Origin of the sequence: Bacteroides sp. 3_1_23 (assembly GCF_000162555.1) — a bacterium.
In the GTDB taxonomy this organism is placed as follows: Bacteria; Bacteroidota; Bacteroidia; order Bacteroidales; family Bacteroidaceae; genus Bacteroides; species Bacteroides ovatus.
Genome location: NZ_GG774949.1, coordinates 814,482 through 840,844, shown reverse-complemented (window position 1 = coordinate 840,844; position 26,363 = coordinate 814,482). Strand labels below are relative to the sequence as shown.

Here is a 26,363-nt window from a genome sequence, read left to right as displayed (position 1 = left end):
CATTAGATTTAAGAATGAAGAACCGGGATAACTTTTCCGACTAACATTCTTGTCACAAAGGTAGGGTAGCTTTTAAAAAGAGTTATTTTAAAAATAGCCATTAAATATTCACTTTTCACCAAATCAAACCATTTCATCGGGGGGAATGATTGTTTTTCAAAAAATTAGTTTAAAATCGGTACCATACTCTATAATATTACATTTCAGATGCAATAGGGTAATTATGGGAATATATATTGATGCATATATCTATGGAATAATCCATAAAATAGAAAAAGACGGACGATTTGTTTATTTTATACTCCGAGCCTTATCTATCGATTTGTTCGACACCGAGAAACGATGTGTTTCTCGGTGTCGAACACTTTGTTTCTCGGTGTGCAACAGGTCGTTGGTTTTAAAGGGAAAAAGATAAAAGATAAATATCTATATATCAATATATTACAGAATCATACTCTTCGTTTGGAATGTTTAAGAAATCTGTTTATCCATTTTAATAGGTTGAGTCATCTTTAACACTTATTTTATTACAATAATAATTACACATAACTGCTTTATCTTTTGTTCTTATGTTCTTCTGTCTAAAATATTTCCAGTCCACAGGTAAGCAACCATAAGCCCACGTGGTGAGTATATATGCCTACCAAGCTAAATATATAGATTTAGCGCATAAATTAGTTTATCATACAAAGTCTGGCAATCAGACAACTCTTTGTTGAAATAAGGGAATTACAGATATATTTTGCCTAAAATGAGAAATGACAGTATAAATTGAGCTTATTTCTGCATGACTTCCTCCACCCGTTCCAGTTCCCATCCGCGAAACTGCATCACAATACAATGCAACTCGGTTCCGTGCACCATCTGACGCACCTTAGCACCAACGGCATAACCTTTTATTTGCTCTACAGCTTCTTGCCATTGGGCTTCGGCTTTCGCTTCGGAATCCTTGGTGGAGAGGTATTTCAGTTCGATGATATAGCTGTGCTTCACGTCATAGCGTATCAAGTCAGGCATAAGAAACAGGTCACAATAACCGTGATTCAATTCTAGTTCCGGAGCTATCAGGTAATAGGCATTTGTACTCAGGTAAGCAGTAAAGAAGCCTTGCAAGTTGCGCTCGCCTTCGATGGAGCTTCGCACGGAAGAGTTTTCCTTGTAGGCATGAGCAATAAATTCCATCGTTTCACGCCAATGACCTTCGTAAGCCATTTCATAATACATCAAGCCAAGGTCATTCAGATTGATATGCCGGTTATCCTGATATTCTTCCAACAGAAATTCGTAATACTGCTTACGCACGTTATTATTGGGAATACTCAACACCAGATAGTTGCCCCGAGTAGCAGTGATGGTAAGCATACCGTAATAAAAGAGCAGACTGGGAAAAATCTCCGGCTTGGTGATATCAATAGCGGGAAAGGTAGTCGTCAATGTGGTGATAATCTGCCCCTCTTCGGTGATTTTGCGCAACACGCCTTTGCGATTACCGTCCAATTTGTCCAAACGGATGAGTTTCTTCATCTTGTTGTAGTCAGTACGGGTGTTGGGGTCTATCATCTCTTTGGGTGATTTGCCCAAATCCATATAGTTGCGCAAATAATAGAGCACCATGTCACAATTGAACATCTTCGGGTCACGTTCCAGACTTTCTTCGGCAAAACAATAATTGTCATACCACGGACGCATTTCCTCTATCATCGCACTTATATCCACATTGCCCGGCAACTGTCTGGCATCCTTATAGTATTGGAGCATCTCACGCACATCCGTTTCACTGAATCCCAGCATCATATTAAACTGGTGCTTGGTACTGATATTCCAACCGATATTAAATCCGCTAGTCAAGTCATCCAACGTCACGGGGCTGACACCGGTCATAAAGATGCGCTCAAACATACCTTTGAACTTCTTGAAGATTTCACGGTAAAAGCCGCTAGCATGGGTCAGCGCATGATAGACTTCCTTGCCCTGCTCATTCAACACCACATTGGTGAAGTTATCATATTCATCAATGATAAGATAAAGATGCGCTCCGGTTTCAGCCGCATGAAGATTCAGATAATTCAGTTTACTTACAAAATCGGGCTGTGCTTTCATCTCCTGAGCAAATCCCGGAAAATAATAAGATTCATAGGACATACCGAACAAATCCATGACCATACAGCAGTAACGGTCGAAGTTCTCGGCCAACGTACCACTACCACCGCTGGCACGGGAAAAGTCAAGAAAGAGTATCTGGAAAGTCCCTTGCAGCCGTGTAGGGCGACTGCCTATCCATAGATTGCCGAAGCGTTTATCAAACTTTTCTCTTTGAGCGATGTCATAATAAGCCCGGAGCATACTCAGAAAGATGCTCTTGCCGAAGCGGCGGGGACGGATAAAGAACAAATTACTGGGTTGCTCTTCCAACAAAGGCAGATAGATCGTTTTATCCACGTAATATTGGTTCTGCTCCACCACTTCCACAAAGTTGGAAACTCCATAAGGGATTCTTTTTACTTCTTCCATGATTTGTTCCTTTCTTTAGTTCTCATATCTATGAGGATAATACAAAAGTAGCATATTTCAGCAGAAAGAACAAAGAAAGGGAAAGAAAGTTGAAAGATTGCCGCATTGAAGTGACAGACATAAATCCTTTTATTTTTTCATGCTATTAGCCGGATGAGATTTATAGCAGAAACTGTTTAGGTAATAACTGTCATAAAGAAAGTTGCATTATTGAAACAAAGCGGGCTGCCACAGGAAATGGATTCATCATCGTTGCTTTCTTACGGACCTTATCTATAAACATGTTCATTTTGGTCGATATTACAATGAGGTCCTTATGCCCTTCGTCATACAGTTTCTCATTAGAAACATCTTACTACCTACACAAAGAAGCACTTTTGGTGATTTTTAAAAGCTTATTGGTTATAATCGAAAGCAGGCCGTTCGCTGAAATCCTAAAAAAACAATACCTTTGCACATCACATTCCTTATAAATAATACATCTTATGAAGAAACTCTGCTTCCTTATTTTTTGCACTCTCTTTTCACTCACTGCATCATCAATAGAAACGGTGGATTATACACAAGGACTTTCCATATGGTTCGACACTCCCAACAATCTCGACGGACAAGCTGTCTGGCTACGCGCTTCGGGCACAGGGGCGAATCCGGACAAGACATGGGAAAGCCGTTCGCTACCCATCGGGAATGGTAGTCTGGGAGCAAATATCATGGGCTCCATATCCGCGGAACGAATCACACTGAATGAAAAGACGCTTTGGAAAGGTGGACCGAATACTGCCAAAGGCGCCGAATATTATTGGAATGTAAACAAACAGTCGGCAGGTGTATTGAAAGAAATACGACAGGCTTTTCTGGACGGAGATTCCCAAAAGGCGGGGTATCTCACACAAGAAAACTTCAACGGGCTGGGAGCTTATGAAGAAAAAGACGAGACTCCGTTCCGCTTCGGTGCTTTTACCACGATGGGAGAACTTTATGTGGAAACCGGACTCAGCGAAATCAACATGAGCAGTTACCGCCGCATCCTGTCATTGGATTCGGCTATGGCCGTGGTGCAATTCGATAAGGACGGGATACGGTATCAACGAAAATATTTCATATCCTATCCGGACAGTGTCATGGTCATGAAGTTTACTGCCGACAAAGGCGGAAAACAGAATCTTGTGCTTAGCTATTGTCCCAACAACGAAGCAAAAAGCCATCTGGAAGCAGATGGAAACGACGGATTAGTATATACCGGAGTTCTCAATAACAACGGAATGAAATTCGCTTTCCGAATCAAAGCTATCCACAAAGGGGGAACACTGAAAGCAGAAAACGACCGGATTATTGTGAAGGATGCTGACGAAGTGGTATTCCTGCTTACGGCAGACACCGATTATAAGATGAACTTTGCCCCGGACTTCAAAGACCCGAAAGCCTACGTCGGCAACGACCCGTCACAAACGACTCTGGCTATGATGAACAATGTCCTGAAAAAAGGTTATGACGAGCTTTATCGTAATCACGAAGCCGATTATACCGCACTGTTCAATCGGGTACGTTTTGAAATTAATCAGGAAATCGGCAGTCCCAACCTGCCGACCTACAAACGACTGGCTAACTATAAGAAAGGTACGCCGGACTATCAGCTCGAACAATTATACTATCAGTTCGGACGTTACCTGCTCATAGCCAGTTCACGCCCCGGCAATATGCCCGCCAACCTGCAAGGATTGTGGCACAACAATACCGACGGCCCGTGGCGGGTAGATTACCACAATAATATCAACATTCAAATGAACTACTGGCCTGCGTGCCCCACCAATCTTCCGGAATGTACATGGCCTTTGATAGACTTTATACGTAGTCTGGTAAAACCTGGCGAGAAAACAGCGCAAGCCTATTTCAACGCCCGCGGGTGGACAGCGTCCATCTCTGCCAATATCTTCGGATTCACAGCTCCCTTATCCAGCAAATCTATGGCATGGAACCTGAATCCTACTGCCGGTCCGTGGCTGGCAACGCATATATGGGAGTATTATGATTATACGCGTGACACGAAATTCTTAAAGGAAATCGGCTACGACCTTATCAAAAGCAGCGCACAGTTTGCGGTAGACCACTTGTGGCACAAGCCCGACGGGACTTACACCGCCGCGCCTTCCACCTCTCCCGAACACGGTCCGGTGGACGAGGGAGTCACTTTCGCGCATGCCGTAGTACGTGAAATATTACTGGACGCTATCCAGGCAAGCAAGGTACTCGGAACGGACGCCAAAGAGCGCAAGCAATGGGAAAACGTATTGACCAAACTCGTTCCGTACCGCATAGGACGCTACGGCCAGTTACTGGAATGGTCTACCGACATAGACGATCCGAAAGATGAACACCGGCACGTCAACCACCTGTTCGGATTGCATCCGGGACATACCATCTCTCCCGTGACTACCCCCGAACTTGCACAGGCAGCCAAAGTGGTACTGGAACATCGCGGAGACGGCGCTACCGGCTGGAGCATGGGTTGGAAACTCAACCAATGGGCACGACTGCAAGACGGAAACCATGCGTATAAACTGTACGGCAATTTGTTGAAAAACGGTACGTTGGATAACCTCTGGGATACCCATACGCCTTTCCAGATAGACGGAAACTTCGGTGGTACGGCAGGAATAACCGAGATGTTATTGCAAAGCCACATGGGATTCATCCAACTTCTTCCCGCTTTGCCGGATGCCTGGGCAAACGGCTCGATAAGCGGAATCTGCGCCAAAGGGAATTTTGAGGTTTCTGTCTCCTGGAAAGAGGGACAACTGGAGAAAGCTATCATTCATTCCAAATCCGGGGTTCCCTGCAACGTAAGATACGGAGACATGACGCTCAAGTTCAAGACCGTAAAAGAGAAGAAATACGAAATCACTTTAAAAGGAGACAGGTTGACCGTTCTATAAAGAAAGCATCTGTCATCACAAACAAACCTGCTTCACATGAAAACAAAATACGCTGTTCTGTCAAGCCTTTTCTTTATCATACAGTTAGTCGGTGTTCTCCCTCTCCGGGCAGAACACTATTACTTTAAACAAATCTCTCTGAAAGAAGGGCTGCCGTCCAACGTGCGCTGTATTCTCCGGGATGAGCAAGGTTTCGTATGGATAGGCACCAAATCGGGACTGGGAAAGTTCGACGGGCACGAACTGAAAAGATACAAACACCAGGCAAACGACCCGAACTCGCTTCTCCACAACCTGATTTATCAGATTGCCGAAGACAAGCAACACAATATCTGGGTACTGACTGAAAAAGGTATTGCCCGCTACCAGCAGCAGAGCAACGACTTCACGTTCCCCACGGACGAGGACGGGAAAAATATCACCGCCTATTCTTTCTGCCTTGTCCCGGACGGAATCCTCTTCGGCGGCAAGGACAGGATTTACAAATATAGTTATGACGATTCTTCTCTCCGGCTTCTGCAATATTTCAACGCCAACTCTTTTAAAATCAACGCTCTCAGTATGTGGGATTCAAAGACGTTGCTCTGTTGCAGCCGTTGGACAGGCATATACCTCGTAGATCTGCATACCGGAGAGCACAGACGCCCCCCTTTCGACTGCGGGCCGGAAATTACCACCATGATGACCGACAGCCGGAAAAGAATATGGATTGCTCCTTACAGCGGCGGACTTCGTTGCTACTCATACGACGGCAAACTACTGGCTTCGTACTCCACCCGCAACTCCGCCCTCAGTAACGACATCGTCCTAAGCCTCGCCGAAAGGGAAGGGCAACTGTGGATAGGAACGGACGGCGGCGGAATCAATATCCTCACCCCCGAAACCGGGGAAATCTTCCAACTGGAATATATCCCGGGACGTGAAAACTACTCTCTCCCCGCCAACTCTATTCTCTGCCTGCACAACGACCACAACAACAATATATGGGCAGGAAGCACCTGCAACGGATTGATCAGCATCCGGGAAGTGTTCATGAAAACCTACACCGACGTAGTCCCCGGAAACGACCGCGGACTAAGCAACAGCACCGTGCGAAGCCTTTACCGCCAATCGCCCGACAGTATCTGGATTGGTACGGACGGCGGCGGTATCAACCTCTTTAACCCGCGTACCGAGAAATTCACCCATTATCTTTCTACCTGGAACGATAAAATAGCGTTTATCAGCGGATTCACTCCCGGAAAACTACTGATTTCCCTTTTCTCCAAAGGAGTATTTGTATTCAATCCCGCAACCGGGGAGAAACAACCTTTTACCATTGTCGACAAAGAAACAACGACGCAACTTTGCAACCGGGGAAAATCGGTCAACTTATATCAGAACACCCCTAACACCGTGTTATTACTGGGCGACCATGTCTACCAGTATCACCTGAAAGAAAAGAAATTCGACAAGGTCACCGGAGAAGAAGGGAAAAGTATTGTCGGCACGCTCGTCCCCTTCAAGCACGAGAACAATCGGACTTATATCAACGACTTCAAACATATCTACGAACTGCATGACGGGGATTCCTTGCTGAAAACAACCTTCGAATGTTATCAGGATACCGTAATCAGTTCGGCGTCACACGACGAGCACGGCGATTTCTGGATAGGAAGCAATTTCGGCCTTATCCACTACAACCCCGTTTCCCAAAAGCAGACGCACATCCCTACCAACCTGTTTACCGAAGTCAACATGGTGCAATGCGACCAGAGGGGCAAAGTATGGATAGGTGCGGATAATCTGCTTTTCGCCTGGCTCATACAGGAACAGAAGTTTGTTCTCTTCGGAGAGTCGAACGGAGCTATCCAAAACGAATATCTGCCCAACGCCCGGTTGGTAAACAATGAGGGGGATGTCTATATCGGCGGTGTAAAGGGTATGCTGCGCATTGACGGCCAGTTGCTGCTGAATACATCGGAAATGCCGGAACTGCAACTGTTGGATATTATCATCAACGGTGAGCCTGCACAGAACAAGCTATATAGTCATCCGGCAGCAATCTCTGTCCCATGGGACAGCAATATCACTATCCGAATCATGTCGAAAGAAGAGGATATCTTCCGCAAGAAAGTCTACCGCTACCGGATAGAAGGGCTGAACGACCAGTATATCGAATCGTACCAGCCGGAATTGGTAATCCGGTCATTGCCGCCGGGCAATTACAAAATTATGGCTTCATGCACAGCGAAAGACGGCAGTTGGATTCCCAACCAGAAAATACTGGAACTAACCGTACTCCCACCGTGGTATCGCACGTGGTGGTTCATTCTTGGTTGTGCCATTCTCATTGCCACCATAATCATCGAAACTTTCCGCAGAACATTGAAGCGTAATCAGGAAAAACTGAAATGGGCGATGAAAGAGCATGAGAAACAGATGTACGAGGAAAAGGTACGTTTTCTTATCAATATCAGCCACGAACTACGGACTCCGCTGACGCTTATTCATGCGCCACTCAATCAGATTTTGAAGTCGCTCTCTTCCGGAGACAGCCAATATCTGCCGTTAAAAGCCATCTACCGGCAGGCACAACGGATGAAGAACTTGATTAATATGGTACTCGACGTACGGAAAATGGAAGTAGGGGAGAGTAAACTGCAAATTCAGCCTCATCCACTCAATCAATGGATTGAACACGTTTCGCAGGATTTTATCAGTGAGGGGGAAGCAAAGAATGTGCATATCCGCTATCAGCTCGACCCACGGATAGAGAAAGTCAGTTTCGATAAGGACAAATGCGAGATTATCTTAAGTAACCTGCTTATCAATGCCTTGAAACACAGTCCGCAGGACACGGAAATAACGATTGCTTCGGAACTGCTGCCTGAAGAAAACCGGGTGCGTATCTCCGTCATCGACCAAGGATGCGGACTGAAGCAAGTGGATACGCACAAGCTCTTTACCCGATTCTACCAGGGAACAGGAGAACAGAGCGGAACAGGAGTCGGCTTGTCCTACTCCAAGATTCTGGTGGAACTACACGGCGGCTCTATCGGGGCACAGGATAATGAAGAAACCGGAGCCAGCTTTTTCTTTGAGTTGCCGTTGAGGCAGGAACTGGAAGAAATCATCTGCGAGCCAAAAGCTTATCTGAACGAGTTGATGATGGATGAAAACAGCGGGCTGCCATCCGTAAAAGAAGTATTCGATACCACTCCATACACTATTCTCGTAGTGGATGACAATCCGGATATGACAGACTTTCTGAAAAGAACGTTCGAAGGATACTTCAAACGGATAATTATCGCCGGAGACGGGGTGGAAGCCCTTCAACTGGTCAGAAGCCATGTCCCTGATATTATAGTCAGTGACGTGATGATGCCCCGGATGAACGGCTACGAGCTTTGCAAAACGATTAAAGAGGATATTGCCATCAGCCATATCCCTGTTATCCTGCTGACTGCCAAGGATGACAAGCAAAGCCTGATAAGCGGCTATAAGAATGGAGCGGACGGATATTTAAGCAAACCTTTCGAAGTGGAAATGCTAATGGAACTTATCCGCAACCGGTTGAAAAACCGGGAATATACCAAGAAAAGGTATCTGAATGCAGGATTAATCCCCACACCGGAAGAAAGTACAATCAGCCTGACAGACGAAACATTCCTGATTAAACTGAATAGTATCATCCAGGAAAATATAGATAATACCAACCTGGGCATCCAGTTTATCTGCCAGGAAGTAGGATTGGGGCGTTCTTCGCTTTATAACAAGCTGAAAGCACTTACAGGCATGGGAGCGAACGAATATATCAGTAAGCTCCGTATAGAAAAAGCTATTACATTGATATCCGGCACGGATATGCCCTTCTCTGAAATTGCAGAGAAAACCGGATTTACCACTCCGAGTTATTTCAGTACGACATTCAAGCAATATACGGGAGAGACGCCCAGTCAATATAAAGAAAGGAAAAAGAAAGGTCTGACTGATCAATAATAATACCATCATTATTCTTTCTTTATGCTGGCTGAAGTTTCCGGCTGCAAGCCAATGCACCGTATATTGACCGATTACAAAACGGGCTGCCACAGAATCACTTCTCCGGCAGCCCTTCTTTCATTAAATTAGAAAACAGAGAGTATGATACAGTTTATTCCTGACCTCCCCCTAAAGCACGGTATAGGTTAATTAAACTTTGTATTTCAGTAAAATGATTGGCCGTCTGCGATAGTTGCGCACTAAGCAATGACTGCCGGGAGGTAAGGACTTCCAGATAGGTTGTATTACCATGCTCCATCAACAGAGTAGTGCTTCGCAGAGCCGTTTGCAGGGAAGTGATCTGTTTATCCAGCAAGATTCTTTTTCCCTGACTGGTTTGATAGGCAATCAACGCATCATTCACCTCACTACCGGCATTGAGCAACGTTTGCTGAAAGCCGAGCGCTGCTTCTTCCTGTTGCGCACGGGCAATGCGGTATTGTGCCACCACCTGCCCTCTGTTAAAGAGCGGCTGCGTAAGCGAACCTACCGCTGACGCGAGAAACTTGCCCGGATTGATAATCATCGCCCCGGCAGAGTTTGTCCATCCGGCACTCCCGCTCAAAGTGATGGAAGGATAGAAAGCCGAACGTGCCGCATTGGTGCCATAGAACGCCGCTTCCAGCGTCCGTTCTGCCGAGCGGACATCCGGACGGGAAGAAAGCATCCGTACAGGAATCCCTATCGAGAAGTCGGCAGGAAACTGTTGCTTTGCCAATACACCACGCTCATAGTTGCGTGGCGTCTCCGCCAATAATAAGGCAAGACTGTTCTCCACCTGATTGATCTGCTGCTGCAAATCGAGAACCGAACCCTGCACCTGATAATAGGCCGCCTCCATCTGCGACACAGCGGATTCGTTCGCCAGTCCGGCATTCATCAGAGCGCGGGTGGAGGCCACGGTTTCTTTCCATGCCGTCTCCGTCTGACGGGAAAGGTCGAGTTGCTCATCCAGCATCAGCAGGGTATAGTAAGTATTGGCTATGCCTGTCATCAACTGGGTACGGACAGCCTGACGATAATCCTCGCTTTGAGCATAAAGTGCTTTCGCCTGTTTTTTGGCATTGCGCATACGACCGAATACGTCCAGTTCCCAACTGGCAGTAACGGGCAATGAATAAGCCTGCGTAGCCTTGTGTGTATCAAAACTGCTCACCGTTCCCTGCGGGGAAAGGGCAAAAGCAGGCAGAAAAGCAAGTTTGGCAGACATCAGTGCCGCCTGTGCCTGTTCCACACGAAGCTGGGCGGACTGATAGTCGGTATTAGTCTGTAATCCCACTTCGATGAGGGATTGCAGATAAGGATCGGTGAAAAGTTCCCGCCAGTCCATATTACCCAGACTGGCAGTGTCCTCGGCCACCACTTCCTCCCCATAAAGATGGTCGGGGACGATAGTGGCGGGTTTGTATTTGGTATAGATGCCACAACCGCTCAACGACAGACTGATGGCAACTAATGTGATGATATTCTTCTTCATTCTTTCTTTCATTTAGTTACGTTCGCGTTCAACTTCACTCTTTTCTTTCTCTAAAAGCACCTGTACGTCTGCTTCCTCCTCCATCGGTTTGCGGATTTTTTCCTGCAAAAATTCAAAGATGATGTAGAAAACCGGAACGACAAAGAGCAATGCCAGTGTCCCGACAACCATACCGCCTACTACACCCGTACCCAGCGAACTGTTACCGTTGGCACCTGCACCGGAAGAGAACATCAGTGGAAGCATACCGAAAATCATCGTCAATACCGTCATCAGGATAGGACGCAAGCGGACTTGTGCGGCAGAGTAAGCAGATTCCACGATACCCATTCCTTTGCGACGGCGCTCTATGGCGTACTCTGTAATCAGAATTGCTGTCTTAGCCAACAAACCGATTAACATAATCACCCCTGTCTGCAGATAGATATTATTCTCCAATCCAAGGAATTTGGCGAAAAGGAACGAACCCATCAGTCCGAACGGCACAGAGAAGATAACGGCAAACGGCACGAGGAAACTCTCGTAAAGACAGGCCAGAATCAGATAGATCAGGAAGACACAAATCGCATAGATAAAGACTGTCTGTGCACCACCGCTACTTGCTTCTTCGCGTGCCATACCACCATATTCGTATCCGTAGCCTGCCGGCAAAGATTGTGCGGCTACTTCTTCAATGACTTTCTGCACCTCACCGGAAGAGTAACCGTCGGCAGGATTCACATTGGCAGTGATGGTACTGTAAAGATTGAAACGGTTGGCCGTTTCCGGTCCCAGCACTTGCTTCAGCGTTACGAACTGGCTTACCGGAGCCATCTCCGTGCCATTGCGTACAAACATATTGTTCAATGCCTGTTCGTCGAGACGATATTCAGGTGAAGCCTGCATCATCACACGATATACTTTACCATACTGATTGTAGTTGGAAATATACGCACCACCGCAATAGCTCCCCACTGCATCGAGCACCGCACTTGGCGAAATACCCGCACGCTTACATTTGGCAGCATCCACTTCCACCGATATCTGCGGGAAGTTGATAGCATAAGAGGTATAAGCCATTGCTACCTCCGGACGCTGGTTCAAAGCACCGAGGAACTGTATAGCCGCTTCATAGAACGTAGCCAAATCTCCACCCGTCATGTCCTGAAGGTTCAGTTCGAGGGAGTTACCCATACCGTAACCCGGAATCATGGCAGGCTGGAAGCTGAATACTTGCGCTTCCTTTAAAGATTGGAATTGTGCATTGAGGCGGGAAACCACGGCATCCGAGCTATGTTCCTTACCTTTTCGTTCACTCCAGTCCTTCAAGCGGATAATGATTGTACCGTAAGAAGTTCCCTGCCCGGATATAAGTCCATACCCTGCCACGCGGGCATAGTGTTCTATTTCAGGTGTATCTTTCAGGATATTTTCCAAACGGTCCATCACCTTCGTTGTTTCTTCGAGCGTGCTTCCCGGTGAAATGCTGACATTCACCATGATAACACCCTGATCCTCCTGCGGCACAAGTCCCGTCTTGGTGGTACTCATCAGATAAACCAACAGGGCAACGGCAACTGCCAACGAAGTCCATACCATCCAACGATGGCGGATGAAGAACATCACACCTCTCTTATATTTACCCAGTACGGCATTGAACGAAGCATTATACGCAGCGCGTACCCGTCCGTTAATACTCTTAGCGCTCTTGGTTCCGTCCGACGGACGCATCATGATGGCGCACAAAGCAGGACAAAGCGTCAAGGCCGAAATCATGGAGATACCTACGGCAGTTGCCATTGTGATACCGAACTGTGTATAGAACACGCCCGAAGTTCCTCCCATAAATGTAACGGGAATAAACACAGCCATAAACACACAGGTACAGGAAACGATAGCCATCGTCACATCGCCCATTGCATCTTTAGTGGCAAGATAAGGCGACTTATACCCGGCATCAAACTTGGACTGCACCGCTTCCACCACCACAATAGCATCATCCACCACCGTACCGATGGCAAGCACCAAGGCAAACAGCGTCAGGATATTCAGACTGAATCCCGCAGCCACCAGACAGGCAAACGTACCTACCAATGATACGATAATGGAGATGGAAGGGATAAGAGTGCTTTTAAGATCCTGCAAGAAGAAATATACCACAAGGATTACCAGGATGATGGCAATAATCAGTGTCTCCACCACATTGTGTATGGAAGCGAAAAGGAAGTCGTTCGAACTCATCATGGTGACAAACTCCGTTCCTTCCGGCAGATTTTTCTCCATCCGCTCTATCTGCGCGGTAATCTCTTTATTAACAGCGGTAGCATTGGAACCGGCTGTCTGGAAAATCATATAGAGAACGGCAGGCTGACTGTCCATCTCACTACGGAAACTATATGTCATAGTGCCCAGCTCTACTTCCGCCACATCTTTCAAGCGGAGTATCGATCCGTCCTCACGCGAACGGACAACCGTATTCTGAAATTCCTCCACGCTCTTCAGGCGTCCGCGATATTTCATCGTAAACTGGAAAACGTTCTGCGAACTCTCACCCAGCGAACCGGTAGGAGCTTCAATATTCTGCTCACCCAGTACAGCGGTGATGTCCGACGGTACCAGCCCGTATTGTGCCATCCGTTCCGGTTTCAGCCAGATACGCATACTATACGTATCACCCAGCTCCATGACGTCTCCCACTCCCTCAATACGTTTTATCTGGGGAATAACATTGATGTCCAAGTAATTGGCCAGGAAAGTCTGGTCATAACGGCCATCAGTGCAGACCAAAGCACCGATCTGCAAGAAACTGGTCTGGCGCTTCATCGTGCTTACACCGACTTTCGTCACTTCGGCCGGAAGTAATCCCTGCGCCTTAGCTACACGGTTCTGTACGTTGACTGCTGCCATATCGGGGTCTGTGCCCTGTTTGAAGTAAACCTGAATAATAGCCAAACCTGCATTGGAGGCACTCGAACTGATATACATCATGTCTTCCACACCGTTGATACTCTCTTCCAGGGGCATGATGACACTGTTCATCACTGCCTCGGCATCAGCACCGGTATAGCTGGCAGTCACATATACCGTCGGAGGTGCAATATCGGGATATTGCTCCACGGGCAACGTGAAGAGTGAAATAAGCCCGATAGCCAGAATCAATACGGAAATGGAGATTGCCATCACCGGCCTCTTTATAAACATATTTCCTTTCATAATCAGTCTCCTTCTTATTTAACTTGCGTGCCTTCGCGCACCAGTCCGGCGCCTTCCGATACAATTTCATCACCGGCTTTCAGTCCGCTCAACACTACATATTCGCGTCCGTCATTGATACCGGCCACAGTTATCAGGGTAGAGACAGCCTTACCGTCCACTACCTTATATACAATAGTCTTGTCCTGCATCCGCACGGTAGCCGTCTGCGGAATGGCAATACAGTCTTTATAGATACTCGGCACTACTACCGTGCCCGATGCTCCGCTATGAAGCAACCGTGATTCGTTGGGGAACACCACACGTGCTACGACAGTACCCGTCTGGCGGTCGATGACTCCGCTGATGGATTCAATGACACCTTTCTTATCATAAACCGAATTGTCGTTCAAGTGCAATTCCACTTCCGGCATATTCTTCAATGCCTCATCCATATCACCATACTGGCGGGTAAGGGCAAGCAACTGATTCTCGGTCATGGAAAAATAGACATACATATCCGAGTTGTCGCTGACTGTGGTAAGCGGATAAGGCATATTAGCACCTACCAATGCACCCACGCGATAAGGCAATGCGCCTACTACTCCGTCACTGGGACTTTTCACCTCGGTATAAGAAAGGTTGTTGCGGGCACTGATTTCCTGGGCTTCGGCCTGTGAGAGTTGTGCCTTGGCAGTGAGATAAGTGTTCTCGGCTGTTTTCAGACTAAATTCGGAAACAACTTTCTGTGCATACAGTTCTTTGTTGCTCTTGTAAGTCAGTTCGGCGGTACCCAGCCCGGCACGTGCTGCTTCTACATTGGCAGTGGCAGTTTTCAGTGCAGCCTTGTAAGGAACCTGGTCGATAACGAAGAGTAATTGTCCCCGGCGTACTTTCTGTCCTTCGGTCACACAGAGTTTCTCAATCGTTCCCGACACCTGTGGATAAATATCAATATCCTGTCGCCCACGTATGCTCGCCGAATAGGAAGAAGAAAATTCCTTATCCACCGCTTCTATCTGCATTACTGCATAAGAAGAAGATTTCACTCCCGCATCCGATGCCTGCTTGCAAGATGCCATCCACACTGTACAACCGACAATCCCTATCAGCCGTATCCATTTTTTGCTTACTGTAATCATACTTTCTCTTTTGATCTTTTGTTAAATCCTGGACAAAAGTAGGAGAAAAGAACAAGGCAACAGTGACCAATTTCCCTCCATAAATGTCCCATTCTCGCCATTTACGTTTATTACAGCTAACTATTTGGCAATAAACGACATATCAAACAAATCTGAAGAAGTATGGGACATTCTGTTTTCCCGATTATTCACCAACTTTGCAAAAAGTAAAAAAGGAAAGAACATGGAAAAAGAGAACATTATTACGGTGGATATAGAGGATTTTAAGGACAGTCAGCACGTCCTTGATTATATAGATGATGACTTTGCGATAGTCAACAGTCTGGAGGGGACTCCTTATAGTAATGATACAATCAAACTGAATTGTTTTCTCATCGCGGTTTGCATAGAAGGGTGCATCCAGCTGGACGTCAACTACCGGACCTACAAGTTGCAGGCAGGCGAGCTGCTGCTCGGTCTGCCCAACACGATTATCAGTCATACGATGCTTAGTCCTAAATATAAAGTCAGGCTTGCCGGATTCTCTACCCGTTTCCTGCAACGTATTATTAAAATGGAAAAGGAAACGTGGAATACTGCCATTCATATCCACAACAATCCGGTGAAGTCGGTTGGCAACGGGGAGGATCAAACAGTCTTCGGATTCTATCGGGATTTAATTATAGCCAAGATAAACGATGAACCTCATCGCTACCACAAAGAAGTGATACAACATCTCTTCTCCGCTATCTTTTGCGAAATGATGGGGCAGCTTCATAAGGAAATCGAAGCTTCCGGCAACATGGAAGGTTCGAAAGAAGGCATCAAACAGGTGAATTACATTTTGCGGAAGTTCATGGAACTATTATCGAAGGACAAGGGTATGCACCGTTCGGTGAGTTATTTTGCCAACGAGCTTTGTTATACTCCGAAGCATTTCTCGAAAGTCATCAAGCAGGCATATGGCAGGACTCCGTTGGATTTGATTAACGAAACTACCGTGGAGCATATCAAATACCGATTAAAACGTTCGGAAAAGTCTATCAAGGAAATTGCGGAAGAGTTCAACTTCCCCAATCAGTCCTTTTTCGGGAAATACGTAAAAGCGCATTTGGGAACATCACCGGCCAATTATCGGAACAGAAAAGAAGAATGACAAAAAGAACAGATTCTTATGTTAGACAAATCTTTTTGGGGATCTTGTTCATCTTAATATAAAAAAAGAGTAATAATGTGCACATTATTACTCAATAACACTAAGATAGCTCCCGACTCTTGACTTATACATAAGTCTATATTGCTTTTTCAATTCTTTAGAGAGAAAAGAATGTTCAATCAGTTGATCAGTCAATTCATATATCTTACTATATTTTTCGAGACAAGAGTTTACCAAACGCTCGGGTAGACCTATTTTTAAGCCAAAGTGATAAAAAGTCTTCCCAGTAACCGCTGATGCACCACCGAAATAATCCGGTTCAGGATTAACAAACAAACCTTTGCTCATGGCAAAGATACCATCGTTTATATGGAGATGAGTATTCAATAAATCGTAAGCAGGAGATAGGCGGAATCTTCCTTTCTTCTCTTCCAATAAAGAAAAGTTCTTTAAATGGGCATCGCCGTTAGAATAGACAAAGTTGAACAAGATAAGTTCAAAAAAACGCAATTTATCCACTTGGGGGACAGAGCTGTATTTATCTATAATTCTTGCAAACTCTTCATAGGCCAGATTGTCATATTTATAATCGGAACCTCCATTTTTCCTGGTAAGCCCGGCTAAAGAAGCAAAATCCTCCTTTTGTAACTTTCCTTTCTCCGACAAATCAAAACGTCGTACAAAATAAGCAGGGGTTCCGTCCTGAAAAAAGCATAATCCATTAGGAGCTGTCGGAATCCCATATACTTGCGCAGCTATCTGCATTGTCAAATGTTCGTTAGCAGGACAAAACTCCTTGTTACGGAGATTATTGGGAACAGGCTTTAATATGAATTCGCCCTGTTCTCCCTCTTTGGTCAATCGCAATATCCCGTCATCGGCAACTAAAGAATACTTAATCTGGACTCCAGAAACGGATATGCGTTTGCTATTGTTATTGAAGAGATCAATACCGACATTATCGTCAAAATGCCTGTAAGGTAATTCACAAGATATATTTTTCCCATCAGAAAGCTGCTTCAAGGCTTTGGGTGAATATCCGCTTTCTCCACCAGTCTCCCGTAAAAGTGAGGGACAAATATGAATATCAGTTCCCATTATCACATTTTTTTAATTGTTATTGCTCCGATTGTATCTGTATGGGCAGTAGCCAGAAGAATACCAAAATCATCCTCTTCATCAATATGCAGGTTTCTAGCTTGAATAATCCGATTATCCCCTTCAGATGTCATATTAAAAAAGACAGGGAAAAGATAGGAAGAGGTATATTCCTGCTGTGTCTTGGGCATGGTCAGTGAGACAGCTGGGAGTTGTGGATTATTATAATAGTCCGTATCATAACAGAATGAATAGTGTTCACGATCTATTTCTGTTAACAGACCGGCATAAACACCTTTTATATAGACTTTGGCAGATCGACTCATATGTGTGTCTATTATTGAATATGAATACTAAGTCCTAAAGTTTTCAGGACATTAAAAAGAACATCGAAGCGGGGATTACCACTTCCACGTTCCAAGCGGACCAAAGCGTTAATCCCTATTCCTGCAAGAGTGGCCAACGTAGACTGATCCAACCCCAACTCCTTACGCCTTTCGCGAATATGTTTTCCTATCTCTATTAAATCCATAATTCACCATATATAGAAACTTTCTCACAAAGATAGAATCTTTTTAGTATAAAAACAAGTAAATTCACCATATACAGTGAATTTGCACATAAATAGCATAGTATTAAAGCATACTATCATGCTTTTCACCATATATGGTGATTTAAAAGAGATACATGCTTATAAAGGAAAGACATTGATTGCTGAAAGAAGTGCCAACATGAAGAATTGTATATTTTACCTATCCTGCTCTTTATATTTCGAGCCCTTCCTTGCACTTCATGAAAAACGCCCTCCATTTAGAGTTACAGATTTCGCAAATAACACAAAATAGGCATTATTAGCAAACAAGTTACAATAAAAGCAGTTAATCAAAAGCATAAATAGCTATCATATCACAAAGGATATATCAGATTGCTATTTATAAATAGGCAGTAGAAAAAGACAAACCAGCTCAATATATCCTCTTCAAAAACCAAGTTTAGCTTCCTTTAAAAGAAACCGATGGTTTGATTATAGCAAACGGACGGTTTGTTTAAACCAAACGGAGGGTTTGATTACGGCAAACGGATGGTTTAGTTACACCATATCGTGCATATTTCAAGGAAATAAATACAAGATAAAGAGAGATAATGCATATTCTTGCAATTGTTCATGCAGTTTATTTTCTGTTTGGCCCTTTTCTTTCTTTCCTTTTTTCGTGAATATCTTAAAAACAGAACAGATTCCCCGTTATATGAAAGTACCTTGTATCCGGAGACAGGCAGAAACTTTCATATAACGGGGAATTCTATTTCATATTCTCAATGAAGAGAATCCATGAAGAGAATCAACGATTCTCGGTATCTTTCATACAACGCACGGAGAATGCATGGGAACGACCGGAGGAATGTGTCCAGGTCTTATCGGAGACTTTATAATACAGAGAAGTAGCTCCCTGATCCTTGTCATTTCCATAACTGCTAGCCGATGAGTTAGACCAATAGCAAGCGGCACCCTTAGCGGTATCCAATCCTGTATTGTTGCCATTATTACCGCCGTTGGAACCCCACTTACAACCTGCCAACGGCCAATATGCGTAATTCGTACCGTCATAGCAATATTTAAATACCGCAGTTGCGCTCTGTTTCACAAATTCTCCTTTCTGCTCTATCTCATCCAATACTCGGGGAGACACAACCCGGTAACCTTTCGGACAAGGATCATAAATAGATTTATGACCGTCAGAAGGATTGAGATAAGTGCTCGATTCATTCGGGTTACCCCAGAAGTCATCTTTACGATCGGTACGTGCACCGGTCCATGCACCCAGATACCAGTCGGATTTTGTATTATCCACATTATTGGTATAAAGCAACGCACGGGGATTTTCTATAGAGAAGCGGACGTTGGTGGCTTCGGTAGGTATATTAGTACCCACGGTTCCCGACCAGCCGACCGGCGTAGGACGTCCCCATTGGAAGTAAACACCGTTTTGCTTCCAGTTGTCTCCTTCGCACGTCATATAAGTACCCAGATTACGATCCAACACTACATATCCCGTATTACCATAAGGGTGTTCTGCCGGAGTAGGGGTCATCCAGATAATAAAACTCCAGATGACGGTAGTCTGATCCGCTCCATAGATAGCCACCTGACCGCAACCGCCGTCATAGCCTCCGCTTACTTTATAGGCATTGATCGTAATATTGTAATCACTGCCAATAGGGGAGATGTCCGTAGTAGAGCCATTTACGGCAATCATCTTATGATTAACGTTCAAATCGCAACCCAGAATAGTCTTGGCATACTTGGGTTCTTCCACTTCCATAAAGTTACCACGTGCTTTCACACTCATCGTATTGCTCACGCCACTGGTAGAAATATTCGTCAACAGACAGTTGGACTCGCCATAAGCCCATCCTCCTGCCAATAAACGTGTCTCTACCGGCTCATACCATTCGCAGGAGTTATCCGAAAGTTTCAGGTTGTTGACAGCAATCGTATTGACAGCATTGGCTTTCAGTTGCTTTCCTTCTTTGAGAATAGGAATGGTAACAGTCTGCTGATCATTCTCCAGAGTGATGACAATGTACACTTCTTTGCCACTTAAATCGGCAGGATATGTAGTCAGGTATATATCCTGTGCGGAAGCGAGCAGTTCGGGAGTAGTCAGTGAAACAGTGGCATACGGTTTCACATCCGTACCGTAGGTCAGTTCGTCCGTATCCAAATCTGCTGTGAATACACCGGAAAGAGGAGTTTTTGTCTCCTTGTCATATAAAGAAACACTTTTTAGCTTGTACGTAGAAAGCTCCTGGGATGAGATGCTGAATTTCACATAAGCCATCGCATGGTTCAACGTAAATTTAGCAAGCATATCCGGACCGCTGACCGTAGCCTTGGCAAACGCAAAACCATACTTTCCAATATGATGGCTATCGCCGGGACGGCTTTGTTCCTGCTCAACAGACAGGGTAGAAGTTATCTTGTTGCCATTTTCGGCCAGTTCCGTACTTGCTCGATAAGGATAGTAAATAAGAAGTTCCGTAGCTCCTTCTTCCGCCATCTTCACGTCGTCCGAAGTAAAGACGCCGGAGTTCTGCCCGATCGACTCATCACTCAATAAAGACTGCACATTATTGATGTCGGTCCCTGCCGTACGGGAGAAAACACCCAAGGCATCCCCTTCGCTCCAAATCACCGGATAAACATCCCCTGTTTTGTCACCGATAGAAACACGCGTCTGCGGAGACGAGAGTCCAACCAATGTCAGACATGAACCTGCCGTTGCCGGTTCTTTGCCGTTATCGGACGAAATAAGTTCGTCCTGCGTGCAACTTGTCATCATGAGAATCATTGCACCTATTGCAAATAATCTATTTTTCATACCATTCATTCTTTTGAGTTACACCATTTTTACCATTCATTCTCTTCCAGATCACCGGCAGAACCGCCGTCACTCCATGCGCCTTCCGTTCCTGAAGCTTTCCAGGTCTGGAAAGCGGAACACACGGCACGTCCTTCGGCATTATAGGCGATGATCGCACTGATGTAATTCACTCCCGGACGTAATCCTTCGGTGATTTTGCGTGTATAGGGCAGAGATACGGGTTCTCCGTTCTCTTCTACAAATTTCACCAGTTTCACTTCAATATTATAGTCAAAGCCGATGTCGGCCACCGGATAGAATTCAATGACTTTCGCTCCGAACGTAGTTCCTGTTTGCTGCTCGGAAGTAATCAGAGCCGTATTGTCCGCAATCTCCGAAACTGTCAGGTTCATGGTGGGAATGACACGCGGAGCCGAATCATCCTTGTCCGAACAGGAGGCAGTTATCAGCAGTAGTACGAAGATAAATGCCATGCTAATATGTAAGTTCTTCATAATCATATTGTATTAGTTTTATTTTTGTAGATTCTTATACCGCAGCAACGCTTCTAAAAAGTAATAATCGGCATACGTCAGGGGGACATCCACTTCGCTTTTATCAGGAAGTGCACCCACGCTGTGCTTCAGGATGAAACATTCGTTCGTACCCGGTTCTGCCAGATACTCTTTCGAGGCAAGCGTACGGAGTTGCTTTTCTGCCATGGCAAGATAAGATTCCTTGGCTTCCGTGCCGGGGATATAACGGCTTAGTTCGATAAAGGCGGAGGCCATGATAGCCGCAGCGGAAGCATCCCGATAGGTCTGTTCTTCTACCGGAGCGTCGAAATCCCAGTAAGGAATACCGTCGGCAGGCAAACGGCGGAGCAGCATATCGGCAATATGTCCGGCTTGCAACAGATAGTTCTGATACCCCGTCAAGCGGAACATCATCGTATAGCTATACAAGGCCCATGCCTGTCCGCGGCTCCAGGAGGAATCGTCCGAGAAGCCCTGCACCGTTTGTTTGCCGCGCACTGCACCCGTTTCAGGATCATAATCCACCAGATGATACGTGGAATAATCATCCCGGAAGTGATGCTGGATAGTGGTATTGGCATGCGTACAGGCAATGTTCTGCAAGGAGTCGTCGGCGTAGGCTTTCGACATGGACAACAGCAGTTCAAGGTTCATCATATTGTCAATAATCACCGGGAACTTCCAGTCGCAACCTTTGCGTACAAAGTCCCAGCTACGAATCACACCGGCAATAGGGTTGAAGCGGGTTGACAAGGATTTGGCGCCCTGATAGAGCACTTGTTTATAAGCCTCATTACCTGTCAGCCGGAAAGCATTGCCATAACTGCAATTCAACTGGAAACCGACATCATGATCCCTGGTCACGTATTGTATAGAGTCGAGTTTCAGCGTGTTCTTCTCGGCCAGTGTTTTCACTGCTTCATTGTCTGTATATTCGTAGATATACCAGAGGGAACCGGGATAGAAGCCGCTGCACCACCAATAAATATTCGAGGGAACAAACTCACCGTCGGCAGAGAACGTGCGGGGAAGTGTCTTTTCTGTCAGGCGGGTGTCCATAGTCGTGTATTGTTGCTCTGCAACGGTAAATACACGGTCAATCAATGCCTCCATCGGCTCCTGCTTCGTGCAGGAGGCCAATGTCAAAAGTCCGAGTATAGATATTAATAGGATTCTCATACGTTCCATTCTTTTTTATTTGGGGGACAGGGTTGTGGTAAATGTGGCGGTCTGATTGGCGGTGACCGTTGCTTCAAAGCCGACCATATAGGTGCCCGGATTAGCCTGGTCATAAGAGTTCTCACTGGTGGTACTCCATTGCTTGTAGGTAGGCTTCACGCTTCCGCTGGCTGTGAGATACATCACTTTGCTTCCGTTCGTTAGTACGATGCGGTTACTTTCCACCGTCGGAACGGCAGGCGTCACCATGCACCAGCGTACTTTGGCGGATTTATCCGTTCTCGCCTTGATCTCATCCATAACCACTAAATCTTTATCGTTCACGATTTTCACGGTACGGGTAGCGGACGCAGCCTGATCGGACACTACTTCTGTCAGATCGAAAGTGGCTCCCAATTCCGTAGTGGTATTGATAGTAGTAGTCAGCGTAGCCGCCCCATTTACCCGGTGACGGGCATCATTAATTGAGATCGTGCTATGATTCAAGTTATTCAAACGGAATACATCCCAACGCATCGAGTTCTGTCCCATATCCCAAAGATTACCACCTAAGCCGGCTAATACCGACTCGAGCGTTGTATAACTTTGCAGACCGAAATCCATCGACCAGCGTACTCCATACGCGTCGTATACAAACGAACCGGCATCCATGTGTCCGTGGCTCGAACCTGCCTTGCCGCCTTTGATTCCGAGGTATTTGTCCGTATCGGTGTATGTCCAGTCGGTATGTACCATCACCACAGGCGTTTCCCCTTTTCCACTCCATAGTTTATTGGAAGGAGCGGAGATTGCGTCCAGATTCAGATTATTGGCAAACGCCATAATCATCGGCAACAGGCGGTTTTCGGCACAGGAAGCGTATTCGCCGTTCTTCAGCATTTTCAGCTCATTATATAATAAGGACGGATTACTGTATTTATCGGCAAACCACCACGAAGCCAATGCCGCGGTAGAAGAGGGGGCACAGTCGGAATAATTAAAGAACTTGCTGTTCAAGCCTGTCATATACAGCATATACTCTGCCGTCTTGGAGAATCCCGGTGTATCGGAAAGCCCGTTATCCGTGCCGAGCGTACTGTTGAGGGCGGCAAGCATCAATACCTGATAGAGCGTGCCGTAACACCAGTAACCGCTGCCCTCCGGATAGTTGCCGTCGGGAGAATACATCACTTCCAATGCAGGTTTGTTGGATTCTAACGCCTTTTCAATCATGTCCTTTGCTTCGGAAGGATTGTTTTCATAAGAAGCCAGTGCCGCACAGACCAGCCCGCCATTGCAAACCTGGTTCCAGTTGTTGGTGGCTTCGTAGAAGTTGAGGTTCCAGTTCTTGTTCTGTGCCTGTTGGAAGGCAAACTTCAACAATGCGTTGGCCGCTTTTGTACGGGTGGCTGCGCTTAGTTCGTTGTAGAGCCAGTCGTAGCCGAACGCAACAGCCGTAGCCATTTCGCCTACATCGAGAAAGTGGCGTTTCGAGTTCCAGTCGGGAAAGTTGCAGACAGCGTTGATATCCGTTTCCGCTTTAGTCAGGTATTTGGCATCGCCGGTCATCCGGTAGGCATAAGCGCAGGTGAAAATACGCAGTAATGCATCACGAGACACATCGAGGATACGTTTGTTGCTGGCATCCAATTTATAAGTCAGTGCCGTGGCGTTCATCCCTTTGCTGTTGCACACTCCCATAATGGTATTATGGAGCAAGGTCAGATTGGCACTCGAATTGGCATCCACTTTGGCTTTCAATGCAGTGAAAGCCTCGGCGTTCATCAACAGGCGGGGATGATTATCCGCGGTCAGTTTGGAATAATCCAGTCCACCCTCCGGCTCCGTGGGATTCGGTTTCTCATGGGTAGATCCCGGACGGAATCTGTTCTCATCTTCATCGGAACAACTAACGGCTGTTCCCACAAAGAAAGCTATGATGATTGTTTTAAAAAGAATCGTTTTCATGGTTCAATGAATTTATTTGTATTACTACTTCAAAGGAATAAGTCGTACTTTCAGTTGCGCGGTACGATTGGCAGGAATCACCGTCTCAAAGCCCACGCGAATGGTTCCCGGATTGTGGAAATCATATTCATGCGGGGGCACATTCGACCAGGTTTTCATTTCTACTTCCGTATCGGTATCTACCGTCAGCAGCATCCGTTGACCGTCTTTGGTCAATTCCATCCGGTTCTTGCCCGTTATTTTGGCTTCCGCCGGAGTGACCATAATCCAGGATACGGTAGCTTCCTTGTCACCCGTCTCCAAGCGGTCGGTCACTTCCAGATGGTCTTTCTGATCCAATATCACGGTGCGGACGGCTTTCTTCACGCTGTTGGCAAACACACTCGACAGGTCTACTTCCGCCCCTTTCTGTTTCTTCGACTCGAAAGTACGGGTGATCGGGGCATTGCTCTCTACCAAATGGCGTTCTCCGTTAATCGTCAACGTATTGTGAGCGATATTGCTTAGCCGGAATACTTCCCAACGTTGTCCGTTCTGCGACATATTCCACAGGTCCACTCCCTTACTTTCGAGTGTGATATAACTCTGCATCCCCAAGTCCATCGCCCAACGCACTCCGTCTCTCTCGAAGATAAACGACCCGGCATCCATGTGTGCATGAGAGGTAGAGGGCGAACCTCCTTTCACTCCCAGATAGGTATCTTTCTTGCTGTCCCATCCGCCACGGTAGATAAACACAGGCGTATCTCCACGGTTAAACCAGAAGTTTTTCTTCGGCTTTCCGATCCGGTTCAGGTCGAGCTGTGAACAGAACACCATCAGGCTGGGCAGTAAACGGTCTTCGGCAAACTGCATATCCGGGCGGTCGAGATACTGACGTTCGATCCACAACAGGGAAAGGTCTTTCGCCTTGCCTGCAAACCAGAACATCATCATATTACACTCTGCCTCTACCGGAGAGTCCGAGAAACAGAAACAGTCTCCGCTCGGAGCCGTCATATACTGCATGAAACGGGCAGATTCCATGAAGCCGGGGGCTTGGGAGAGCCCATTGTCTGTGCCGAAAGCACTTTCGAACGCAGCAATGAGCATTACCTGAAAACTTGTCCCGTACCCCCAATATCCGAACCCTTCGGGATAACCTCCGTCGGGGCCATAACCTACCATCGCTTTCGGATTTGTCTCCATGCATTTCTCTATGATGCCTTTCGATACCTCCGGAATCTCTTCAAAAAGAGCCAGCGCGCCATACGCCAATCCACTATTACATACGGAATTCCAGTTATTCTTGGCTGTATAGAACCAGGCATGACGGGTGTTCTTTGCCGCGTCGAACCCTTTCGCGATGATTGCTTCGCGCACCACCCGGCGGGTGTCGGGCTGCAAAGAGTCATACAGCCAGTCATAACCGATAGCCAATGCCATTACCATCTCACCCACATCCAGGAAATGAGTAGGGTTCCAGTCGATGAAATGACTAACGGCCAGCATCTCCTGTTCCGCACGGAGAGCGTATTTCTGATCTCCCGTCATACGATAAGCGTATGAGAGGTAATAGATACGCTTCAATGCGATGCGCGAAATCGCCAGCAGGCGTTTGCCCTCCTTGATACGTTCCACAGGTGGTTCCGTAAGTGTCCGGTCGCAAAGTTCCATGATCCGTTGGTGAACTGCTGCCAACGGGGGATACTCCGCAATAGCTTTCTTGATAACTTCTTCTCCACCCTCCGGCAATAACAGCCGGGGATGAGGCGCTATCTTGCCATAGTCAAACTGTTGCGCAAATACACCTGTGCAACCGGATACAAAAATGAGTAATAGTAAAAGTATTTTCTTCATCCTTATTCAA

At 46.2% G+C, this 26,363-nt stretch carries 15 protein-coding genes; 3 read left to right on the top strand and 12 right to left on the bottom strand.

Going from position 1 to position 26,363, the window contains the following annotated elements; translation table 11 throughout:
• Positions 1–777 precede the first annotated feature (777 nt).
• On the bottom strand, positions 778–2,511 hold the full coding sequence (locus HMPREF9010_RS21140) for an ATP-binding protein (RefSeq protein WP_004312058.1): 1,734 nt from the start codon (positions 2,509–2,511) through the stop codon (positions 778–780).
• Between the two features lie 485 nt (positions 2,512–2,996).
• On the opposite strand from HMPREF9010_RS21140, the gene HMPREF9010_RS21145 reads away from it, so the two are divergent.
• Positions 2,997–5,444: a glycosyl hydrolase family 95 catalytic domain-containing protein gene (locus tag HMPREF9010_RS21145; protein WP_008646955.1), complete on the top strand. Its 2,448-nt coding sequence runs from the start codon at positions 2,997–2,999 to the stop codon at positions 5,442–5,444.
• 36 nt (positions 5,445–5,480) lie between these two features.
• Positions 5,481–9,425, top strand: coding sequence for a hybrid sensor histidine kinase/response regulator transcription factor (locus HMPREF9010_RS21150; protein WP_008646954.1), 3,945 nt, complete (start codon positions 5,481–5,483; stop codon positions 9,423–9,425).
• Positions 9,426–9,579: 154 nt separating this feature from the next.
• On the opposite strand, the gene HMPREF9010_RS21155 is transcribed toward HMPREF9010_RS21150, so the two are convergent.
• Genes HMPREF9010_RS21155 through HMPREF9010_RS21165 form a run of 3 tightly spaced genes read right to left on the bottom strand, consistent with a single transcriptional unit; the run spans position 9,580 to position 15,257 of the window.
• Entirely contained in the window at positions 9,580–10,944 is a 1,365-nt protein-coding gene (locus HMPREF9010_RS21155; protein ID WP_032852586.1) for an efflux transporter outer membrane subunit, read from the bottom strand.
• A gap of 12 nt (positions 10,945–10,956) precedes the next feature.
• Positions 10,957–14,136: an efflux RND transporter permease subunit gene (locus HMPREF9010_RS21160; RefSeq protein WP_008646952.1), complete on the bottom strand. Its 3,180-nt coding sequence runs from the start codon at positions 14,134–14,136 to the stop codon at positions 10,957–10,959.
• 14 nt (positions 14,137–14,150) lie between these two features.
• Positions 14,151–15,257 carry an efflux RND transporter periplasmic adaptor subunit gene (locus HMPREF9010_RS21165; protein WP_008646951.1) on the bottom strand — a complete coding sequence of 369 codons (1,107 nt, stop codon included), beginning with the start codon at positions 15,255–15,257 and terminating at the stop codon, positions 14,151–14,153.
• Between the two features lie 223 nt (positions 15,258–15,480).
• Between HMPREF9010_RS21165 and HMPREF9010_RS21170 the strand changes: the two genes are divergently transcribed.
• Positions 15,481–16,392 carry a helix-turn-helix domain-containing protein gene (locus HMPREF9010_RS21170; RefSeq protein WP_032852438.1) on the top strand — a complete coding sequence of 304 codons (912 nt, stop codon included), beginning with the start codon at positions 15,481–15,483 and terminating at the stop codon, positions 16,390–16,392.
• An 87-nt stretch (positions 16,393–16,479) separates the two neighbouring features.
• On the opposite strand, the gene HMPREF9010_RS21175 is transcribed toward HMPREF9010_RS21170, so the two are convergent.
• The 8 genes from HMPREF9010_RS21175 to HMPREF9010_RS21210 all read right to left on the bottom strand — a co-directional run bounded on the left by HMPREF9010_RS21175 (position 16,480) and on the right by HMPREF9010_RS21210 (position 26,353).
• Entirely contained in the window at positions 16,480–17,490 is a 1,011-nt protein-coding gene (locus tag HMPREF9010_RS21175; protein WP_032852437.1) for a type II toxin-antitoxin system HipA family toxin, read from the bottom strand.
• Between the two features lie 2 nt (positions 17,491–17,492).
• Positions 17,493–17,816: a HipA N-terminal domain-containing protein gene (locus HMPREF9010_RS21180; RefSeq protein ID WP_008016571.1), complete on the bottom strand. Its 324-nt coding sequence runs from the start codon at positions 17,814–17,816 to the stop codon at positions 17,493–17,495.
• A gap of 11 nt (positions 17,817–17,827) precedes the next feature.
• The gene (locus HMPREF9010_RS21185; protein WP_004316118.1) at positions 17,828–18,022 is read right to left on the bottom strand and encodes a helix-turn-helix domain-containing protein; all 195 of its coding nucleotides are present in this window, start codon (positions 18,020–18,022) and stop codon (positions 17,828–17,830) included.
• 808 nt (positions 18,023–18,830) lie between these two features.
• Positions 18,831–20,870, bottom strand: a complete 2,040-nt coding sequence (locus HMPREF9010_RS21190) for a fimbrillin family protein (RefSeq protein ID WP_032852585.1) — start codon at positions 20,868–20,870, stop codon at positions 18,831–18,833.
• Positions 20,871–20,899: 29 nt separating this feature from the next.
• A complete protein-coding gene (locus tag HMPREF9010_RS21195; RefSeq protein ID WP_004316116.1) occupies positions 20,900–21,373 on the bottom strand; it encodes a hypothetical protein in 474 nt (157 codons plus the stop codon).
• 12 nt (positions 21,374–21,385) lie between these two features.
• Positions 21,386–22,567 carry a glycoside hydrolase family 88 protein gene (locus HMPREF9010_RS21200; RefSeq protein ID WP_008646943.1) on the bottom strand — a complete coding sequence of 394 codons (1,182 nt, stop codon included), beginning with the start codon at positions 22,565–22,567 and terminating at the stop codon, positions 21,386–21,388.
• 15 nt (positions 22,568–22,582) lie between these two features.
• Complete coding sequence (locus HMPREF9010_RS21205; protein ID WP_008646941.1) at positions 22,583–24,514, bottom strand: heparinase II/III family protein; 1,932 nt, start codon at positions 24,512–24,514, stop codon at positions 22,583–22,585.
• Positions 24,515–24,538: 24 nt separating this feature from the next.
• Positions 24,539–26,353 (bottom strand): heparinase II/III family protein, encoded by a 1,815-nt coding sequence (locus HMPREF9010_RS21210; protein WP_008646940.1) that lies wholly within the window; start codon positions 26,351–26,353, stop codon positions 24,539–24,541.
• Positions 26,354–26,363 lie beyond the last annotated feature (10 nt).